Source organism: Streptomyces sp. CA-106110 (genome assembly GCF_050936285.1).
Classification (GTDB): domain Bacteria; phylum Actinomycetota; class Actinomycetes; order Streptomycetales; family Streptomycetaceae; genus Streptomyces.
Map to the genome: position 1 here is coordinate 670,343 of NZ_JBNJNB010000001.1, position 19,721 is coordinate 690,063.

The 19,721-nt window shown below is 69.4% G+C and carries 12 protein-coding genes and 1 pseudogene; 10 read left to right on the forward strand and 3 right to left on the reverse strand.

The genetic code is table 11. From position 1 onward, the window contains the following. Positions 1–152 precede the first annotated feature (152 nt). Positions 153–1,733 (forward strand): APC family permease, encoded by a 1,581-nt coding sequence (locus tag ACQEXA_RS03305; protein WP_433128539.1) that lies wholly within the window; start codon positions 153–155, stop codon positions 1,731–1,733. Positions 1,734–3,042: 1,309 nt separating this feature from the next. Here ACQEXA_RS03305 and ACQEXA_RS03310 read toward each other — a convergent pair. Then, positions 3,043–3,399: an SH3 domain-containing protein gene (locus ACQEXA_RS03310; protein WP_433128541.1), complete on the reverse strand. Its 357-nt coding sequence runs from the start codon at positions 3,397–3,399 to the stop codon at positions 3,043–3,045. Positions 3,400–3,822: 423 nt separating this feature from the next. On the opposite strand from ACQEXA_RS03310, the gene ACQEXA_RS03315 reads away from it, so the two are divergent. The 3 genes from ACQEXA_RS03315 (at position 3,823) to ACQEXA_RS03325 (ending at position 7,198) form a co-directional block, all read left to right on the forward strand. Beyond that, positions 3,823–5,088 carry an MFS transporter gene (locus ACQEXA_RS03315; RefSeq protein ID WP_433128543.1) on the forward strand — a complete coding sequence of 422 codons (1,266 nt, stop codon included), beginning with the start codon at positions 3,823–3,825 and terminating at the stop codon, positions 5,086–5,088. Between the two features lie 29 nt (positions 5,089–5,117). Beyond that, positions 5,118–6,356 (forward strand): ATP-grasp domain-containing protein, encoded by a 1,239-nt coding sequence (locus ACQEXA_RS03320; protein ID WP_433128545.1) that lies wholly within the window; start codon positions 5,118–5,120, stop codon positions 6,354–6,356. A 206-nt stretch (positions 6,357–6,562) separates the two neighbouring features. After that, positions 6,563–7,198, forward strand: coding sequence for a hypothetical protein (locus tag ACQEXA_RS03325; RefSeq protein ID WP_433128546.1), 636 nt, complete (start codon positions 6,563–6,565; stop codon positions 7,196–7,198). Positions 7,199–7,229: 31 nt separating this feature from the next. Here ACQEXA_RS03325 and ACQEXA_RS03330 read toward each other — a convergent pair whose 3' ends face one another. Next, the gene (locus ACQEXA_RS03330; protein WP_433128548.1) at positions 7,230–8,639 is read right to left on the reverse strand and encodes a hypothetical protein; all 1,410 of its coding nucleotides are present in this window, start codon (positions 8,637–8,639) and stop codon (positions 7,230–7,232) included. A 1,475-nt stretch (positions 8,640–10,114) separates the two neighbouring features. Here ACQEXA_RS03330 and ACQEXA_RS03335 point away from each other — a divergent pair. Together ACQEXA_RS03335 and ACQEXA_RS03340 are read left to right on the forward strand one after the other, a co-directional pair. Continuing rightward, a pseudogene (locus ACQEXA_RS03335) lies at positions 10,115–11,510 on the forward strand (IS1380 family transposase). Positions 11,511–11,772: 262 nt separating this feature from the next. Beyond that, on the forward strand, positions 11,773–12,393 hold the full coding sequence (locus ACQEXA_RS03340; RefSeq protein ID WP_433134440.1) for a transposase: 621 nt from the start codon (positions 11,773–11,775) through the stop codon (positions 12,391–12,393). A gap of 260 nt (positions 12,394–12,653) precedes the next feature. Here the strand turns inward: ACQEXA_RS03340 and ACQEXA_RS03345 are convergent, their stop codons facing one another. After that, the gene (locus ACQEXA_RS03345; protein ID WP_360974067.1) at positions 12,654–13,466 is read right to left on the reverse strand and encodes a COG4705 family protein; all 813 of its coding nucleotides are present in this window, start codon (positions 13,464–13,466) and stop codon (positions 12,654–12,656) included. Positions 13,467–13,837: 371 nt separating this feature from the next. Between ACQEXA_RS03345 and ACQEXA_RS03350 the strand changes: the two genes are divergently transcribed. From ACQEXA_RS03350 to ACQEXA_RS03365, 4 genes are all read left to right on the forward strand, one after another. Next, positions 13,838–15,265, forward strand: coding sequence for an IS1182 family transposase (locus ACQEXA_RS03350; RefSeq protein WP_433134442.1), 1,428 nt, complete (start codon positions 13,838–13,840; stop codon positions 15,263–15,265). A 269-nt stretch (positions 15,266–15,534) separates the two neighbouring features. Next, positions 15,535–17,178 carry a hypothetical protein gene (locus ACQEXA_RS03355; RefSeq protein WP_433128550.1) on the forward strand — a complete coding sequence of 548 codons (1,644 nt, stop codon included), beginning with the start codon at positions 15,535–15,537 and terminating at the stop codon, positions 17,176–17,178. A gap of 193 nt (positions 17,179–17,371) precedes the next feature. After that, positions 17,372–17,557, forward strand: a complete 186-nt coding sequence (locus ACQEXA_RS03360; protein ID WP_433128552.1) for a helix-turn-helix domain-containing protein — start codon at positions 17,372–17,374, stop codon at positions 17,555–17,557. Positions 17,558–17,901: 344 nt separating this feature from the next. Continuing rightward, a complete protein-coding gene (locus ACQEXA_RS03365; protein WP_433128553.1) occupies positions 17,902–19,308 on the forward strand; it encodes an IS1380 family transposase in 1,407 nt (468 codons plus the stop codon). Positions 19,309–19,721 lie beyond the last annotated feature (413 nt).

Below are 19,721 nucleotides of genomic sequence, written 5' to 3' on the forward strand. Positions count from 1 at the left end.
GCGTCACACCATGGGCGGTAGCTGCGGCTCCGGATGCTGGATCAGCAATCTACAGCCATCAAAATTGCTCAAGCAATAATATTGACACTGTTTCTTAGCGCTTCTATAACGGACCCCCACCAGTGTTGTTCATTCCGCGATGGGGAACCACCATGAGTACTCCCGCCACCAGATCCGATGCGCCGGATCGTCCTGCCCTCGAGGGCCACGGCAGTGGTTCCGGCGAGAAGGGTCTTCGCATCGGCGCGCTCGGCCTCTTCTCCTCGGTGTCCATCGGCCTCGCCTCCGCCGCACCCGCCTACAGCCTCGCGGCGACGCTGGGCCTGATCGTGGCCGGCGTCGGGCTCCAGGCGCCGATCATCACGATCCTGGCGTTCATCCCGATGCTGCTCATCGCCTACGCCTACAAGGAGATGAACGCGGTCGATCCCGACTGCGGCACCACCTTCACCTGGGCTGCCCGCGCCTTCGGGCCGCGCACCGGATGGATGGGCGGCTGGGGCATCATCGTCGCCGACGTGATCGTCATGGCGAACCTGGCCCAGATCGCCGGCGGCTACACCTTCCAGCTCCTCGGCCTGGACAGCCTGGCCGCCAGCACGCTGTGGACCACGGTGGCAGGCGTGGTCTGGATCGCTCTGATGACGCTGATCTGCTACATCGGCATCGAGGTCTCCGCCGCGCTGCAGCGGGTGATGCTCGTCGGCGAAGTGGTCATGCTGGTGCTCTTCTCGGGGACCGCGCTCGTGCGCGCCTACACCGATGCCAAGGGTTCGATCCACCTGTCGCTGTCCTGGTTCAACCCCTTCGACGTGGCCTCCGCCTCCGCGTTCACCGCCGGGATCCTGTCGGCGATCTTCATCTACTGGGGCTGGGACACCGCCGTCTCCGTCAACGAGGAGACCGCCGACAAGACCCGCACCCCCGGCCGCGCAGCCGTCATCTCCACCGGCCTGCTGCTGCTGATCTACGCGCTGGTCTCCACCTCGGCCCAGGCCTTCGCCGGCGTGGGCGACAAGGGCAACGGGCTCGCCAACCCGGGCAACTCCGCAGATGTGCTCTCCGTTCTGGGCGGCGCCGTCTTCGGCACCAGCGGCATCGGCTGGCTGCTGGCCAAGCTCTTCATCCTCACCGTGCTCACCTCGGCGGCCGCCTCCACCCAGACCACCATCCTGCCGACCGCCCGCACCGCCTTCTCCATGGCCGCCCACAAGGCCATCCCGTCCCACTTCGGCCGGGTCCACAAGCGCTTCCAGACTCCTACCTGGGCCACCGTCGGCATGGGGCTGGCCTCCATCGCCTTCTACGTGCTGCTGACCCGGATCAGCACCAACGTGCTCACCGACTCGATCTCCTCGGTCGGCCTGGCCATCGCCTTCTACTACGGGCTCACCGGCCTGGCCTGCGCCTGGTACTTCCGCAAGGTGCTCGGCCGCAGCGCCCGCGATCTGTGGCTGAAGGGCGTCCTGCCAGGCCTGGGCAGCGTGATGCTTCTCTACTTCTTCTGCTACGCCGCCTTCGACGTCTACGCCGACCCCGGATACGGCTACACCGCGATCAGCCTCCCGGGACTCGGCCGGGTCGGCGGCGTCACCGTGATCGGCATCGCCTCGCTCCTCCTGGGGCTGCTGCTGATGGCGATCCAGCGCGTGGCCCAGGGCTCCTGGTTCCGCAGCCCCGACGTCCCGACCGGGCCGCACACCCCGGACCCCACGGCGGCTCCAGTCGCCTGACAGCCCCGGCCGTCAACCTTGCCGAGCGGGCTATCTACACGATGCCCGCTCGGCCTGCTCGCCGCTCGCCTGGCCCAGCCCACATGCCGGACACGGCCGAACGGCACAGCGTCGTGCCAGGCACACCGCAGGGGCAGCGCACGAAATCGAGCAGACTCGGGAGGACGCCGTGCACGAGGGCGCTGTCAAGTTGTTTGGCTGGTGGTTGGTTGAGGATGTGTCAGGTCGTAGTGGGGCCGGGTGACGGTCCTCGGTCAGGTCGCGGCGGGCAGGGCGATGCAGCCGGTGATACGGTCCCAGACGGTGCCGGTCTGCACGACGTTGACATCGGCTTTCGCCACTCGTGTCACAAGTAACCGGCGGAGGAGGTCAGCGACTTGTCCCTGGTCAAGCCGAGTCCTCCACTGACATCACGGTGACTATCAGCAACTGACAATCACACGCAGACCATCACAGGTCGCCGCCGCGACGATCCCCCCTACGAGCATGAAGGTGGCGGCCAGTGCCGTCGCCTCCTTCGCACGGAGCCTCACTGCGGCCATCGCCGAACGCAGCCGCAAACCAGCGCCCTCCCGCCCCCTCGTCCACGATCAGCAGCACCATCAGGCCGCTCACGAGCAGCAGCGGAGAAACCTGCGCCAGGCGCCGTAGAGCGCGTACGAACCTGTCGGCCGCCGCCTCAAGCGCCGGAAGGCGGATTCGTGGGCCGCTCCATTCCCGGCGCGGTCGTGGGGCGGGCGGGTTCTTAGAGGCCTGCGGCTGCTATGGCGGCGGGCCGCGCTGGGAGCAGCCGAGGTTGGAGAGCGTCGTATCGGGTGGCCGCCGCCCGCACACGGGGCCTGGCGGGCATGATGCCGTACGGGCGGCGGCAGCGGCCGAGGGGTTGGCCACTCGGGTGGAAGTTCAGCCCAGGCGGCGGCCGGGCGGCAACGGCGGATCCCCGCACGCGGACCGCCGGCGCCGTGCATCCCAGCGTCTGGCGCCCCAACCCGTACGCCCAGACCGCCACATGGGGCCGCGAGTCGCGCGTGTGTGTCCTGGTCTCATGGGCCTGCACGGGCGGAACGCGGCGCGCGGTGAGCCGGGCATGAGAGAGCGGCGGCCCCCTGTCAGGTGGGGGCCGCCGCTGTGCGGTGCTGCCGCCTCGGATCGCCCGCGCACGGCGGTGTCAGCCCCGCACGCCAGGGTGCAGGCGCCCGGTCTCATGTCGGAGCGGGCGCCTGCCCGGTCACCATCAGTCGCCCCGGGCATCGCGTGCGGCGCTCCGGCCGTGCGCCCTGGCCTGCAGGCAGGGCGCGGTCGGGGGTGCTCAGCCCGCCAGGCTCACGAGGCCGTCCTCCCGTACCCAGCCGCGGAGGCCCTTGGCCATCCCCGACCGCGACCGCTGGGAGAGCTGGCCGTAATCCCAACTCCCGCGGCTGCACAGGACGGTGAGCCGGTCGCCCCGGTACAGCAGCCCGCGGCTCGCGTAGCCCGTCGACGGGCCCGTGCGGAAGTTCCAGCCGTTCTTGCCCACCGTGGCGCCGAAGTTGGGGCTCCAGTTGATGGTGCAGCGGGAGTTCTCGCCGACGGCGTGCGCGGCCGGGGCGGTGGTGAGAGTCAGAGCGGCGGCGGCCGCCATCGCCAGGACGGCGGGAGCAACCGAACGGAGCGCAACACGGCGCATAACGGGGACCTTTCGACGGAGTGTGGAGGGATCGGGTCGGCCGCGACTGATCCTTCAGGGCGCCTTGGGGGGCCAGCCGTGCCCGGGCGTGCCGCTCCCACCTGCCGAGTCGGTGAAGTCGTCCGCCGTCCCGGGGGGCGGGAGGGGCCGTCTCACCAGGCCCGGGCCACGCCGTGGGGATGGTGGGGGCCGATCCCGTGGTGCGGATCGGCGGCCGGGATCGCCGCCTCAGGGTGTGGGAGCCAGGCGCGGAGCCGGGCCGGCGCGTCGACGGGCCAGCGATGGTCGTGTCGCCGAGTAGTCCCGTCACGGGCCCGGTTGTCTCCGCTCGCAGGTCGGTGTCAGGCGCGGGCGGCGTAACTCCGGTACCGCGGGCGGGGCGATGACGCCCCCCGTACTCCTTGACCAGGCAGGCACTCTGACATGACCGTCACCACTCCGCCGGTTGCACTCCCCCGCCACGCGCGTCCTGCGCCGTCGTCCCGCACCGTCATCGCGACGCTCCTGGGCACCACACTCGTCCTCAAGGGCGCCGGGTTCGCCTTCGACTACCTCGGCTACTACGTCGGCACGGCGCACGGCACCACGGCGGCGGGCATCTGCCTGACCGCTTTCGGGATCGGCTGGTGCATCGGGCAGGCCGTCTGCGGGGCGATGACCGACCGCATGGGCCAGCGCACCGTCCTGCCCCTGTGGCTGGTGGCATCGGCCGCGGCGTGCGTCAGCCTGGCCGTGGTGAATGTGCTGCCCGCCGTCATCGCGATCGCCTTCTGCCTCGGCTGCACCATGGAAGTCCAGCGCCCGGCGGTGTCCGCCGAGATCAACGAGAGGATCACCAGCGAGGCCGGCCGCACCCGCGTCCAGAGCTGGATGTACTGGATGGCGAACGTCGGTGTGGCCCTGTCCGGCGCCGTGGGCGGCTATGTGGCGCACGAGCACGGCTACCGGATCCTGTTCCTCCTCAACGGCGTGGCCTGCCTGGCCGCCGCGGTGATCGCCCGCCGGGTCCTGTCCCCCCGCCCCACTCACATGTCCTCCGGTGCGGCGTCGGTTGCCTACCGGCAGGTCCTGTCCGATCCGGCGCTGCGATGGATCGCGGTCGCCGCGGTCGGGGCGATGATCAGCGCCTACGGTCTGGTCAGCGTCCTGCCACTGGTCATGAGTGCCGACGGCCTGCCGCCGACCGCCCTGGGCACCGCGATGATCGCGAACACGGTGGCGGTCCTCGTCCTCAGCCCGCCACTCACCCGGCTCCTGGTCGGCCGCAACGAGAGCATCCGCTACCCCCTCGCGCCGATCCTGGCGGCAGGCAGCCTGATCCTGGGGGCCTCGATGGGACTCGCGGCGCTGCAGCACACCGTCCTCGGCTATGCGGTCGCGGCCGTGCTGATGGTCCCGGGTGAGGTGTGTTTCAGCGTGGCCCTTGGCGGTTTCCTCGCCACGGCCGCCCCCGCCGGTGCCATCGGCCGCTACCAGGCGGTCCTCAGCGGCGCCTCGGCCCTGGCCTCCCTGACCCCGCTCGGCATCGCCCTCGCTCTGAACGCGGGCGGACGACTGCTGGTGGCCGCCCTGCTGATGGGCACTGCCGTGCTGGCGGCCTGGGCCTGTGTGCCGCTGGCCCGCATCCTGCGCACCCGGCCCCGCCCCATCACCGCCGTGCCGGTCGGTGACACCCCGTCTCGCCCCTGACCACCCCTGCTGTGTGGAAGGACATCGCCATGAGAATCGCCGTCGTGGACGGATACTCCACCGGAGCCGCCCTGGCCCAGCGCCTGCACGCGGCAGGTATCGAGTGCCTACACGTCCAAAGCCGCCCGGCCGGCGACTTCACCCCATACCTGCTGCGGTCGTACCGGCCCGGCGACTACACCCGCGACCTCGGTTACGCCCCCGACACCGGGGCGTTGGTCGCGTGGCTGAACAACGCCCGGGTCTCCCGCGTCATCGCCGGCACCGAGTCCGGGGTCATGCTGGCGGAGTCCGTGTCCATGGCGCTGGGCCTGCCCACCAACTCCCCCGCCCAGCCCGCCGCACGCCGGGACAAGGCCCTGATGGCCAAGGTGGTGCGGGCAGCGGGCCTGGCGACGCCGTACGCAACCACCGCCCGCTCCGCCGCCGAGGCTGCGGAGTGGTTCGCGGCCTCCGGACTGCCAGACGCGGTCGTCAAACCGCGCGCCAGCGGGGGCAGCGACCACGTGCGGTTCTGCAGCACGCCCGAGGAGGTGGCCAAGGCCGCCGCACGCGTCCTCGGCGATCGCAACATCTTCGGCGAGCCGAACACCACGGTCCTGGTGCAGCAGCGCCTTGAGGGCACCGAGTACTACATCAACACGGTCTCCGCCCGCGGCGTGCACCGGGTCGCCGAGATCTGGCGCTACACCAAGCGGCGGGGCCCCGCCTCCACGCCGATCTACGATTACGAGGAACCGGTGTCCGTCTCCAGCACGGTGGGACAGATCCTGCGGTCCTTCACCGTCAGTGTCCTTAACGCTCTCGGTATCACCGAGACACCGGCCCACACCGAGGTCATGCTCACGGCCGACGGGCCCGTCCTCATCGAGACCGGCGCCCGCCTGGGCGGAGCCACCGCACCCGGCATCGTGGAGAAATACTGCGGCACCTCGCAGACGTCGCTGGCCGCCGCCGCACTCATCGATCCCGCATCCCTGACGGGCTTCAACGACACCCACGACCGGCACGTGGGCGCCCTGCGCAACGTCGAGTTCATCAACCCCTTCCGCGGCCCGGCCAGCGCAGACGCCCTCACCAAGGTCGCGTCACTGCCCACCGTCGTGCACGTCGCCTACGCCACCGACCCCGGCACACTCCTCGAACCGACATCCGACCTGCTCAACTCCCCCGGCTACACCTACCTCGCCGCCCACCACCACCAGGACATCGAGCAGGACTACACCACCCTCCGCGCCTGGGAGAGCGAAGGCCTCCACACCATGTGACCCGCCCGCGCGGGCGCCCGGCCCGCAGCCGGCACCACTAGCAAACGCCTGGGCCGGTACCCATCACCAACTCCTCCCGCATGGCCCAGCCCAGTGCGCGTGAGGCCCTATTGCGGGTTCGGCCTGGCCGAACGCACCCCGTCCCAGCTGCGCCAACAGGTAGCATCCGGCAGCAACTCACCCGGGGCAAAGGAGTGTGCACGGCCGTGGCCGCAAACCCAGACAGCCCCCGCATCGAAACCCTCTACGCGCGGCAGTTTGCCGCCGACCTCGAGACAAACCGCGCGGCGCAGGAAGAGACCATCACGCTCATCGCGTCCCAACAGAAGCGACTGGAGCAACTCAAGAGGGACGAGGAGTGGCTTCTTCGCATGCAGAAGTCGCTGCCCACGCCTCACCAAGCAGCCGACACGCCTGATGCGGCCGAAGGGGAGGCCCCTGTCCCGCAACCACGGCAGGAAGAGACCGGCGACGCGCCGAGCGAGCAGGCGCAGCCCGCGGCGAAGAAGGCCGCCGCGAAGAAGACCACGGCCAAGAGAACCACGGCCAAGAACAACGAGCCCCCGCTGCGCGAGCTCGTCGAAGACATCCTGCGTCACCACACCGGTGAGCCCCGCATGGTCAGCGAGGTCCGCGAGGAGCTGATAGCGGCCCACCCCGACCGGTCCCCCTCCCCTCAGTTGGTGCGCAACGCCCTCGAGGCCGGCGTCGCAAAGGGCCGCGTCGAGCGGGCCACCCAGCAGGGATCGGTGATGTACACGCTGGCCAAGCCTGCCGCTTCCGCAGACGACAAGGCGGGCGCTGGCGCCGAGGAAGCCGAGAAGGCAGCGGTGCCCGCCTGACAGGCTGTACGGCAGACGAGGCGGCCCACGGTCAGGCGCGCCGGATCCCGGAGCCCGGCTGCTGCGGCGCGTACAGGGCATGTTGCAGTTGCTGGGTGGCGGCCCCGGCACTGCGCGGCTCTGCGTCCGCGGACCGGGTGCGCGACCGGGAGTCGGCCGCGACCTGGGCGGCGCGCTCGGCGACACCGGCGATGCCATTGGCGCTCTGGGACGGGCGCAGGCCGGCAACCGAATCCAGGGCCTTGAGCGCCCGCAGGGTGAGGGGGCTGCTGGACATGATGTCCTGGAGGTACTGCTGGGTGCGCTGAAGCTCCTTGCGGGCCTGGTCGACCTGCTCTTTGGTCACCGCCGGGGAGCCGAAGTCGACGTACCCGCTGTTCAGCCGTTCCTCCCGATCCCTGAGGGTGCGCTCCGCCCTCCGTGCGGCCTGGTAGGCCTCCTCGGTGCCCCTCTCGCCGATCGGCCCGTTGTCGACCAGGAGGGTGCGCAGGTTGCGCATGGTCCAGGTGCCGGCGGTCTGGGGGTACAGGCGGTGCCGCGCGTCGCTGGTCCACTGCCGCTGGACGTCGAGCACCTGGTCGATGCCCTCCTCCGCCGCGGTCACCCGCGCCATGAACCCCTCCTCCAGCGCGATCCGCTCGCCCGCCGTGCGGGGCTGGGGCGCAGTCTCCCCGGTGGTCTCAAAGGCGTCGGAGGCGGCGATGACGGCCTGGCGTTTGGCTGTGGTGGCGGCCGCCTCGGCGTCGGCCAGGATCGATGCGTGCATCAGCACCGCGTGCCGGCAGTTCAGCTCCTCCAGGCGCTGCCGGAAGTAGCTGACGTTGTCGCGCGCATCCGTTTCGGCGTTCCGGGCGTGCCTGGCTTCCTGCCGCTGCTGAGCGGGGGTGAGCGTGCCGAAGGCCGTCGCGCGCTCCGCATCGCGCGGCCGGCCCTCGACCCAACTGGCTGCCTCGACGGCGGCTTTGACAAGCCAGCCCTCCGCCCGCGCCAGGTCATCCATGGCCGTCTCGGCCTCCTGGCGAGCGAGCGGGGACATCGCACGCCATGCCGCAGCGGCCTCAAGATCCGTGATCTGCCGGGGAAAGCCCGGCAGCGCGAGCGACTCGGCCGCGGCGGCCGCCTCCTCACCGCCAGCCACGGTCGCGTCCGGGACGGCGGCCGCGTCGGCAAAGTCCCGGCGGGCGCGGGCCACCAGCTCCTGCCCGGGGCCCGAGCCGTCGGCGTAGTGGGCCAGCCACCCCAGCAGGGTGCGGGCGGCCCGGTGCACGGGATGCCCGGGGAGGGGATGCGCGGCCACCGCGTCGGCGGTCTCCGGCATGCGGGAGGCCACGTGGTCCAGCAGCCGGTCCTGAGCCTGCTCGACGCGGTCACGGAACTGGCCGATCGCAGAGACGAAGGAAAGCTCCTCCACCAGCCGGAAGGCCTCGAACAGCTCCGGCACCGACGCGGCTGCGGGGCCTGGGCCAGGGCGAGGGTAGCAAGCATGCGGCGGGCGGCCTCGCGCGCCACCTCGGGGCCCTCCTGAAGGCCGGGATCCTCCACCGCGGCAGCCGTATCGGCAGCCTCCCCTTCTCCCCCTTCCGCTTCCCCGTCCTTCGCCGGGTGGGTGTCCTCGGGGCTGGTGTACAGGGCGGTCAGATGGGTGAGCACCGCCTCGTCGGGGACCGCGTTCATCACAAGCGCCCAGACCTGTCCGCCGCGCCGCCAGGCATCGAGATCCGAGGCAGCAGGCCTCCACTGGGCGGGATCGTCGGGCGCGACGAACCGGATCCGCGTATCCAGCCAGTCGGCGGCCTCATCGGCCAGCGCGACCTGCAGCAGATCCGCGTGCACGGAGGCCGGCGCGGCACGCTCGGCATCCGCGAACAGCTCACCGACGGGCAACGGCCGCCAGCTGACCCCGCCGTCGTCGCTGACCTGCCCGGCGACCGCCATGCCCTCCTCCCGTTCATGGGAGAAGTACCAGCGCATCGCCAGGACCGGATCATTGATCAGCAGCGAGGGTCCCGGCTCACCGTCCAGCCGGTAGTCGGTGTAGGTGCTGGACAGGATGTACAGGCGGTCGGTGTCCACGCGCGGTCTCCCCCTCCTCGAGGGCGGTACGCCGCCCGGGCATGCGGTGCCTTCCACGCTGCCGCGCGCCCACCTCCCACGGCAGGCCACCCACGCGGCCTTCCCGCCCGGCGGGAGGAAAGCTGCGCCCGGACTCCGCCCCACGGTCCAGCCGTAAACGGCAGTGCCCGCCCGGGCCTATAGGCCCGGGCGGGCACTGGAGAGCCGCTGCTGTTACCGCACGCAGCGCACGGACTGGCGCACGGAGCGGACCGAACGGACGGAGCGGACGGAAGCGATCATCGAGAACTCCTGAAGAGTCGAGACATGTCGGTCGGACAGAGCAGATCTCAGCAAAACCAACCCCCCACCACCAGAGGCGAAGCGGGGCATAACGGGCTAATCCCCTGGGGTGGGACACAATCTGCCACCACGGTCTTCAGGACGGGAGAAACCCGCCCCGCCGCACGGTCCGGCCCGCCTGACGGACCCGCGCCTCCCTGCCCGGGCCGGCGAACCCATAACCACGCGCCCGACGGGAAGGGCTACCGACGGAATGCCTTGGCCTGCGCGGATAGCGACCTGCGGATAGATCGTTCCCGCGACGGATCTGCCTCCTCGTCGCTCGATCTGATGGACCGGCGCTCGCCGTCTTCCTCGTACGCCGTATCCGTCCGTACAGTCGGGGACTGGTCAGTGGTGCTGTGGAAGGTTCTCGCTGATCACTAGGAGCGTGTCTCAGCCCGGATCCACCGGCTTGATGCCTGTGGACGGTTTCTCGGGGAACGAAGAAGTGCCTTGTGACCTGCGATGATGGGGTTTCTCTAGGACCACATCAGGCACGATCAGCAAGGCACTTCCGAGATGCAATCTTCCCATGCCGCGGCGGCGGTCTCATCCGCGTTCGACGACCCGAACCTGATCGCGTACGGCGGCCTGGAGCCGGTGGTGCGGTTGGCCGAGCGGTGCGGTCTGCCCGCACTGGTCGGGGAGTACATCCGTCTGCCGGCCTCGAAGGACGGCACCGGTGCCTTCCCCGCGGCGAAGGTGATGTCGCTGGTGGGTGGCATGGTCGCGGGCGCCGACAGCATCGACGACATGCACCGGGTGCGGCACGGCGCGATGGGCCGCCTGTTCTCCGGTGCGCGGGCCCCGTCCACGCTGGGGTCGTTCCTGCGTTCCTTCACGCACGGGCATGTGAAGCAACTGCACGCTGTGGCCCGCCGGTTCCTTCCCGAACTGGCCCGTCACGCCCCGCTGCTGCCCGGCGCGGACCAGGTCGCCTACGTGGACATCGATGACACCATCCGCCGCACCTACGGCTACGCCAAGCAGGGCGCCGGTTACGGATACAGCAAGGTCAAGGGCCTGAACGCGCTGCTCGGCATCGTCTCCACACCCCTGGCCGCCCCGGTCATCGCCGCCACCAGGCTACGCAAGGGACCCTCGAACTCCGCGCGCGGAGCGGCGGCGTTCGTCGCCGAGACCATCCACACCGCCCGCGCCTGCGGCGCCAGCGGCCTGCTGGTGATGCGCGCGGACTCGGCGTTCTACGGCGCCGATGTCGTCAACTCCTGCCGGGCGCTGGGCGCGCGGTTCTCCATCACCGTGCGGATGAACGCTTCCGTCAAGACCGCCATCGCCCGCATCGATGAGGACGCCTGGACGCCGATCAAGTACCCCGAGGCGGTCTGGGACGAGGAGGGCCAGTGCTGGATCTCCGACGCCGAGATAGCCGAGACCACCTACACCGCCTTCACTTCCAAGCCGAAGAAGCAGCAGGTCACCGCCCGTCTGATCGTGCGCCGCGTCAAACGCCTGAGCGCAAGCCGTCCCCGCCGGACAGGGCACGCTGTTTGACACCTGGCGCTACCACGCCGCGTTCACCGACTCCCCGCTCTCCTTGAACGATGCCGAGCGTGACCATCGACGGCACGCTGTCGTCGAGCAGGTGATCGCGGATGTCAAGAACAGCGCCTTCGCCCACGCGCCCTCCGGGCATTTCCAGGCCAATGCCGCCTGGCTCGCCCTGGCAGCCCTGGCACACAACCTGGCCCGCGCCGCCGGCGCACTGGCCGGCACGTTCCATGCCAGAGCGACCACCGCCACCATCCGTGACCACCTGATCAACGTGCCCGCCCGCCTGGCCCGCTCGGCCCGCCGCCTCACCCTGCACCTGCCCGAACGCTGGCCCTGGAGCACCAACTTCACCCAGCTCTTCAACATCGTGCACGCGCCACCAGCCCCTGACACTCCCTGACCGACCTGCCCGAAAGAGCCCGAGACCTGCGGAAAAGTGGAAGAGCTGGACAGACCAGCGGCCACCTCACGCCCGAATCCGCAACTCAACCCCGACACGGCCTGCACGACCCCGAAACGATCACACCGAAATCAAGCCGGTGGATCCGGGCTCAGTAACCGGCAACCCGCCTGCCGTTCGTGATGTTGGTATGGGTGGTGGCGATGGGCTGTTCGAGGTTGATCCGGTCGAGAAGAAGCGGCCGCAGGGCCGTCCGGCGGCGGTGGACAAGACGTTCCGGGCGTTCGATCCGCACCAGGTCCTGCTGCTGCCGCCGTCGCTGGACGAGTGGCTGCCCGAGGACCACCTGGCACGGTTCGTCGCCGAGCTGGTCGACGAGGTGCTCGACCTCGGTCCGGTCCTGGCGGACTACACCGAGAAGCGCGGCTACCCGCCCTACGACCCGCGGCTGATGGTGCGGCTGCTGATCTACGGCTACACCACCGGCATCCGCTCGTCCCGGGCGATCGAGCGCAAATGCGCCGACGATGTCGCGTTCCGGTTCCTGGCCGCCGACCAGGCCCCGGACTTGGCCACCGGCCGACTCAAGCACGAAGAGCAGGTCCCGCCCGCACCCCGCGGACGCATCCCCAAGGACGCCACCTTGAAGGAGCGGATGGCCCGCAAGCTGCGAACCAAGCCCGGCAAGGCCGCCTACAGCCGCCGCAGGGCCATCGTCGAACCCGTCTTCGGCCAGATCATGACCTGCCAGAACGGACGCCGGCTCCTGATGCGGGGCGAGAACGGGGCGCGGGGCGAGTGGCGGCTGCTGGCTGCCTGCCACAACCTCCGCAAGATCTTCCGACACGCTGGAACTGCGGGGCTCACCGCACTGACCGGGTGACCAGCCCGGCCAGTCGGGACCCCGGGCCCGCCGCCCGACCGGGCGACCGGGCGACCGCAATCAATCACCCCGATCACGACCCACCGGCCAATTGCCCGTTGTCGGGCACGCTGGAGATGCCGGACCGGCGCCACGGGCCCTCCCCGGCACGCAGGGGTCCGCGCCGGTGAAGGGTTGTAAGGCAAGGCCGCCGGCTGGAGCACGATGGTGCGGGTGCCGTCCGACCCCACGAACACTGCGCGGAAGTACAGCGTGTTCGTTCATCCCACCTCGGGAAGCGGGTTCTGCCGGGCGGTCTCCGACCGGTGCCGGGTGATGACCAGGGCGAGGACGGCGACCAGTACGGCCCCGGTGGCCAGGCTCATCGGGCCCGTCCCGAGCTGGAGGCCGTCGCCGTAGGGGGCCGGAACTCCGAGCCAGTCGGCGAAGGACGCACCGAGCGGGCGCGTGATGGTGTAGGCGAACCAGAAGGCGAACACCTCGTTGAACCGCAGCCACCGATACCCCGCGGCCGGCAGCAGAATGACCGCGAGGAACACGAACGTGGACGCGAGGGTACCCAGGCCGAGCGGGCCGGCGGCGAAGTCACCGGCAGCCGTGCCGAGGGCGAAGGTGAAGATGACGGTGAGCCAGTAGAACACCTCGCGCGGACGGGTGTTGATGGAGTGCATGTCCAGCGTCTTCTGGCTGGTGTACCAGGCGATGAACACCACTGCCTGCAGGCCCAGCAGCATGACCGTGGAACCCCACAGCGGCATTCCGAGGTTCAGGTTCAGGTAGTCGGCCGACATGGTGCCGAAGATGCTGACGGCGGTCACCGTCAGCCAGTAGACGACCGGGATGTACCTCTTTGTGGCCACTTGCACGATCAAACAGCCTGCCAGCAGGGCCATGGCCATGAGAATGACCGCGTTCCTCCCGATGTAGTCGTTGAAGAAAACGTAGTCGGAGAATGCCTCTCCGAATGCCGTCGTCCCCAGCTTCGCCACCCAGAATGTGAGCGTGACTTCCGGGACTTTGGTCAACAGACCCGGTTGGACTCCGCGCATGGCCGTGCTTTTCTCTACGAGCATTCTTCTCCCTTCGCCGGCCTGGGGTTCCGTCTGACCTCGGGTGCTCCGAAGAGTAACTTCGATCATTCACGTGCGCGCGCCGGCGTGAGTGGTTCGGCTGGAGTGTTCGATTTCTGACAGTTCGTTCCGTGGGCTGGTTGTTGCGGGTCAGGCCGGTGAGCCGCGTGTCGTCGCGGTGGTCGTCGGCGTCCACTCGCCGCGGGTGCTGCGGGTCTCCTCCTTCCGGTGCGCTAGGAACGTGTCTCTGTAACCGGCGACCCGCGCGCGGTCCGTGATCATTCGTACGGGATGATTTTGGTATGCGTGGTGGGGATGGGCTGTTCGAGGTCGAGCCGGTGGAGAACAAGCGGCCGCAGGCCCGCCCGGCAGCGGTGGACAAGACGTTTCGGGCGTTCGACCCGCACCAGGTCCTGCTGCTGCCGCCGTCGCTGGACGAGTGGCTGCCCGAGGACCACCTGGCCCGGTTCGTCGCCGAGCTGGTCGACGAGGTCCTCGATCTTGGGCCGGTGCTGGCGGACTACACCGAGAAGCGGGGCTACCCGCCCTACGACCCGCGGCTGATGGTGCGGCTGCTGATCTACGGCTACACCACCGGGGTCCGCTCCTCGCGGGCGATCGAGCGCCGTTGCGTCGATGACGTTGCGTTCCGGTTCCTGGCCGCTGATCAGGCCCCGGACTTCCGCTCGATCGCCCGGTTCCGCCGCCGCCACCTGGACGCGCTCGCGGGTCTGTTCACCCAGTCCCTGCACCTCGCCCAGAAGCTGGGAATGGTCAAGATGGGCCGCGTCGCGCTGGATGGCACCAAGCTGGAGGCCAGCGCATCCCAGCACAAGGCGATGAGCTACGGCCGCCTGGTCGACAAGGAAGAGCGGCTCGAGGCCGAGATCGCCGCTTTGGAGGCTCGGGCTGGGGACCTGCTCGCTGACGCGGAGGCCACCGACGAAGCCGAGGATGAGGTCTTCGGGCCCGACGGCAAGGATGTGGACCTGCCCGCTGAGCTGGACCGGCGCGAGAAGCGCCTGGCCAAGTTGCAGGCCGCCCGCGCGCAGATCGAGGCCGAAGCGGCTGAGAAGGCTCGCCGCCACGCGGAAGACAAAGAACGCCGCCACCAGGAGCGCGCCGGCAGTAGCGACGAGCAGGCCGTCACCGACGCGGGACAGAAGGCTGCCGCCACAGCCCGGCCCAAGTCCAAGGCCCAGGCCAACTTCACCGACCCCGACTCGCGGATCATGAAGAACAGCGACGGCGCCTACATCCAGGCCTACAACGCCCAGGCCGTCGTGGACGATAAACACCAGGTCATCACCGCCGCCGACGTCACCTGCAACCCCTCGGACGCGCTGAACTACACCACGATGCTCGACCAGTGCGCAGCGAACACCGGCACGCATCCCAAGCAAGCGCTGGTCGACGCCGGATACTGCTCCGAGACCAACCTTGAGGCGGCGAAAGACCGCCAACTGGCCTGCGGCACCGACACCTTCATGGCCACCGGCCGACTCGCCCACGACGAACAGGTCCCACCCGCACCCCGCGGACGCATCCCCAAGGACGCCACGCTCAAAGAACGCATGGCCCGAAAGCTGCGGACCAAGCTCGGTAAAGCCGCCTACGCCCGCCGAAAAGTCATCGTCGAACCCGTCTTCGGTCAGATCATGACCTGCCAGAACGGCCGCCAACTCCACCTGCGCGGCGAAGACGGAGCCCGCGGCGAGTGGCGACTGCTGGCCGCCTGCCACAACCTCCGCAAGATCTTCCGACACGCCGGAACGGCAGGACTCGCTACCGTGACCGGCTGACCAGCCGGGCTCACCGGCCCGCCACGCCCACCGGGCCATGAAACTCAGCGGCACACGACCCACCCGAGCACCTCAGACCACCAACGGACGATCACAACCGATCCCGCCGATCACGACCACCGGGCCAGTAGCCGGTTACTGAGACACGCTCCCAGTGAGGCCAGCCTCGGACCGCCGAGGTGGGTGTCCGGGCGTTCGAATGACAGCCGCGGTGGGTGGGTGGACGCTGCGAGCAGCTGGTTCGTGTGCTCGGTTGGGCGGTGGTCAGGGTGACGGCTGGTGCACAGGCGCGCAGGGCGATCGCAGCGGGCAACGCAGCCGGAGCAGTCACCGTCCACGACGTACTCGACGGACATGTCGCGCTCGATCTGGAGTGCCTGGACCGGATCTACCTCAACGGCTATGTGCCGAACCTTCAAGTCGGCGGCCAGGTGGTGACGTTCCTCACCGGGCACTTGGGTCACCCGGCCCCCTCGCCGGCACTGCTGGGGCAGATCGGCGACCGCTTCCGCGCGGCAGTGGCCCGCTTTGCCCGCGACGAGCACATCCCGGTGGTCCGCTTCGCGAAGGACGCCCGCAAGGCCGACGTGATGAAGCCGTACCTGGCCGCCGCGCAGGCGTCCGGTCGCCCACAGGTGGTCGCGATCGGCGTGGCCCAAGAGTTCCAACGGGTGTTCACCGGCTACGACCGGGCTACCACACCCGGAGCCGTGTGCTTCGGTTTCGACAAGGCTGACCGGCGGGTGACCTGCTTCTACTTCTACCTGTGGGACTCCGACTTCGGCCCGGCGTTCATCAAGATCTGCTCCTACTTCCCTTACCCGATCAAGGTGTGGGTCAACGGCCACGAGTGGGCCAAACAGCAGGCCGCCCAAGCCGGGATCGCGTTCACGGCCCTGTCCAACGGGTTCGCCTCCTGCGGCGATACGCCCGGACTACAGGCGATCTGCGACCGGCTGGACTCCGGCGCCATCGCCGTGTTCTTCGAACGCTGGATGGCCCAACTGCCCCTGCCCTTCGGTCCACGCGAACGCGACGGCGGCTACTGGTGGGAGCTGCCCATGCGCCAGATCGAGGTCTCGCGCACCCTGGTCTTCGACGCACCCCGCAACGCTCGAACGTTCTTCGACGCCCTGGTCAGCGACAACCTCGGACTGGGCCGCCCGGACGAGATCTCCTACATCTTCGACCGACGCATCCGCTCGGACACCCAGACCGGGTTCGCCACCAAGGTGGTCACCCGCGGCGTCGACGTCACGGTCAACCTGTTCTACAAGCACTCCAGGATCAAGCAGTACCTCAAAGAAGGCCGAGCACTGCGCATCGAGACCGTCGTCAACTCCCCGAAGGACCTCGCAGTCCTGCGCCGCCTGGACCACCTCGAGGAACTTCAGACCAAAGCCCGTGCCGTCAACGCCCGACTGCTGCACGCTGAACGCGTCGGCCAGGGCTGCGTCCTTGCGAGCCCAGCCTTTGAGCGGGTCGCGCTGCCCTCGGTGACCACCGACGGCAGGAGGGCCCCGGCCCTGCGGTTCGGCGACCCCCGGGTCATGGCCCTGGCCGGCGCCCTGTCCATCCTGCTAACCACCGTCGTCGGGTTCACCAACCGGAGCCTTCGCGCCCAGGTGAGCGCCCTGCTGGGCACCCCATACTCGACCAATCAGATGGGCTACGACCTTGCCCGGCTACGCCGCAACGGACTGATCCGCCGCCTGGAGCACACCAACACCTACGTGCTGACCGACGACGGCCAACGAGTCGCGATCTTCTACACCAAGGTCCACGACCGGCTGTTACGACCCCTGCTGGCAGCCAACACCCCACCCGCACCCCCACCGCTGCGCGACGCCCTCGCCGTGATCGACAAGTCCGTCGCGCACTACACCCGCACCGCCCGACTCAAAGCCGGATGAAACTCAAGCAAAGTGCACGTGTTCTGACCACCAAGGAGACCTAGGGCTGTCGGCACGAGCCGACAGCCCTTTTGTCACGTGGCACGCCGCATTTCGTCGATGGGCCGTGGGACCCCAACGCCCACATCCGGCCGGCTCCGTCGACCCGGACAAGTGGCCGGACGTCCGGATCGTCGGGGAGCCTGCCGCCGCAGTGGTTCAGACGATTGCCCGCCGCCTTGACGCCGCCCTCGGGGAGCGCCCCGACCTCTCGCTGCGCGCGCTGGCTACCCAGAGCGACGTCGGCAGACAGACCATCGGCGATCTGCTGGCGGGAGCTGGCTGGCCGGATGTCCTGACGGTCTGCCGGCTGGAGCGCACTCTGGGCCTTGCGCTCTGACCCGGATCCGAATACGACTCAATGCGCCCATGGCTGATCCTCAATTGCCTGTTTGAGGTCAGACGTGCACGGTCCATCGCGTGACGGCACAGATTCTCTCTAGCGCTACCGTTGGCGGCGCTAGAGTGAACGTGCACGACGGACCGGAACCCTGTCAGGAGAAGCGTCCGTTCGCGTGTTTGGGCGGCCTCCCCCGACCGCTAATCGAGGGAGGCCTGCTTAGCCTCGATCCACCGGGCAATAGCCGGTCCAGGGCTTGGACATGAAGACGCGGATGCCCTCTGAGCTGGGATGATGGGACTTCCTAGGGCTCCATGTCCACAGAATCGGAGTGCATCCGCGAGATGCAATCTTCCCATGCCACTTCGGCGGTGTCCGCCGCGTTCGATGAGGCGAATCTGGTTGCGTATGCCGGGCTGGTCCCGGTGATGCGGCTGGCTGAGCGGTGCGGGCTTGCCCGTCTGACGGCGGACAAGGTGAAGCTGAGGGGGGCGAACAACGGGGCGGGTGCCGCGGCGGACGCCAAGGTCACCAGCATCGTGGCCGGCATGGCCGCGGGCGCGGACAGCATCGACGACCTGGACGTGCTGCGGCACGGTGCGATGCCCCTGCTGTTCGCAGGTATCCGTGCCCCGTCCACGCTGGGCACATTCCTGCGCTCGTTCACCCACGGTCATGCCCTCCAACTGCACGCGGTGCACCGCCAGTTCCTGGCCGCGCTGGCCGCGAACACCCCACTGCTGCCCAGCGCGGGCGAGAAGGCGTTCATCGACGTCGACTCCACTCACAAACGCGTCTACGGCCGCACCAAGCAGGGTGGCGAGTACGGCCGGTTCAAGGGCATCCGCACCCTGCACCCCCTGCTCGCCACGATCTGCACCCCCACCTCCCGACCGGTGATCGCCACCGTGCGGATGCGCCGCGGCAAAGCAGCCGACTCCCGCGGCGCCCCGAAACTCGTCAGCGAGGCACTGGCCACCGCCCGTGAGGCCGGCTGCACAGGCCTGCGCATCCTGCGCGCCGACTCGCAGTTCTACAACGCCGGCGTCATCGCCGCCTGCCGCCGGGCCGGCGCCCGCTTCTCCCTCACCACCGGCATGAACCCCTCCATCAAACGGGCCATCGCCGCCATCGACGACACCGCCTGGCAGCAGATCACCTACCCCACCGCCGTGCCCGACCCGGAGAGCGGCGAGCTCATCTCGGACGCCGAAGTCGCCGAGATACCCGCCTACACCGCGTTCGCCGGCCGGAAGAAAGCAGACCGGGTCACCGCCCGCCTCATCGTGCGCCGGGTCCGCGACCTGGCCAAACCCAACACCATCGGCGAGCAGGGCGAACTCTTCCCCGCCTGGCGCTACCACCCGTTCTTCACCGACAACCCCGCCCCCACCCTCCAGGCCGAGCGGGAACACCGCCACCACGCCGTCGTCGAGCAGGTCATCGCCGACAGCAAGAACTCCGCACTGGCCCACCTGCCGTCCGGGCACTTCCACGCCAACGCCGCCTGGCTCACCCTGTGGGCCATGGCCTACAACCTGCTGCGGGCCACCGGCGCCCTGACCTCCGCCTTCCACGCCAAAGCCACCACCGCCACCCTGCGCGCCCACCTCGTCCACGTCCCCGCCAGGATCGCCCGCTCCGCCCGCCGCCTCACCCTGCACCTACCGCAGCGATGGCCCTGGCAGCACGCCTGGACACGACTGTTCGACACCGTCCACCCGCCACCCGAGGCGGCCCGACGTCACTGACCATCCCGCCCCGCCAGGGGCCCGACCGGAGCAGAACCGTGGAAACGCTGGGCAGACCAGCAAATACCCCCTGCCCACGTCCAGTCACAGCCCCAACGCCCGACCCTCGAAACCTCAAAAGACCCCTTCAAAGCCGACCGGTGGATCGAGGCTTAGCGCGTTGGGGCCGTGCCCAAAGGGATCAAGCAGCCCGGGATGACAGCACGGCCCGGAGCATCCCCGGTGCTACGTTTTCCACCTCACCCAGTTGCTTCATACGGTTGAGGGTTTTCCCCACGGATGAGCGGACCGTCGCTGGGCGTTCTTCCCTTTCGGCGGCACGTCGGTGGCCTCCTGACTCGACCGCAGGGAGCCGCCACCATGTCTGCGGTCAGTGCCTTCCTGGGCCCGCCGCCGGCATCTGATCGGGCATC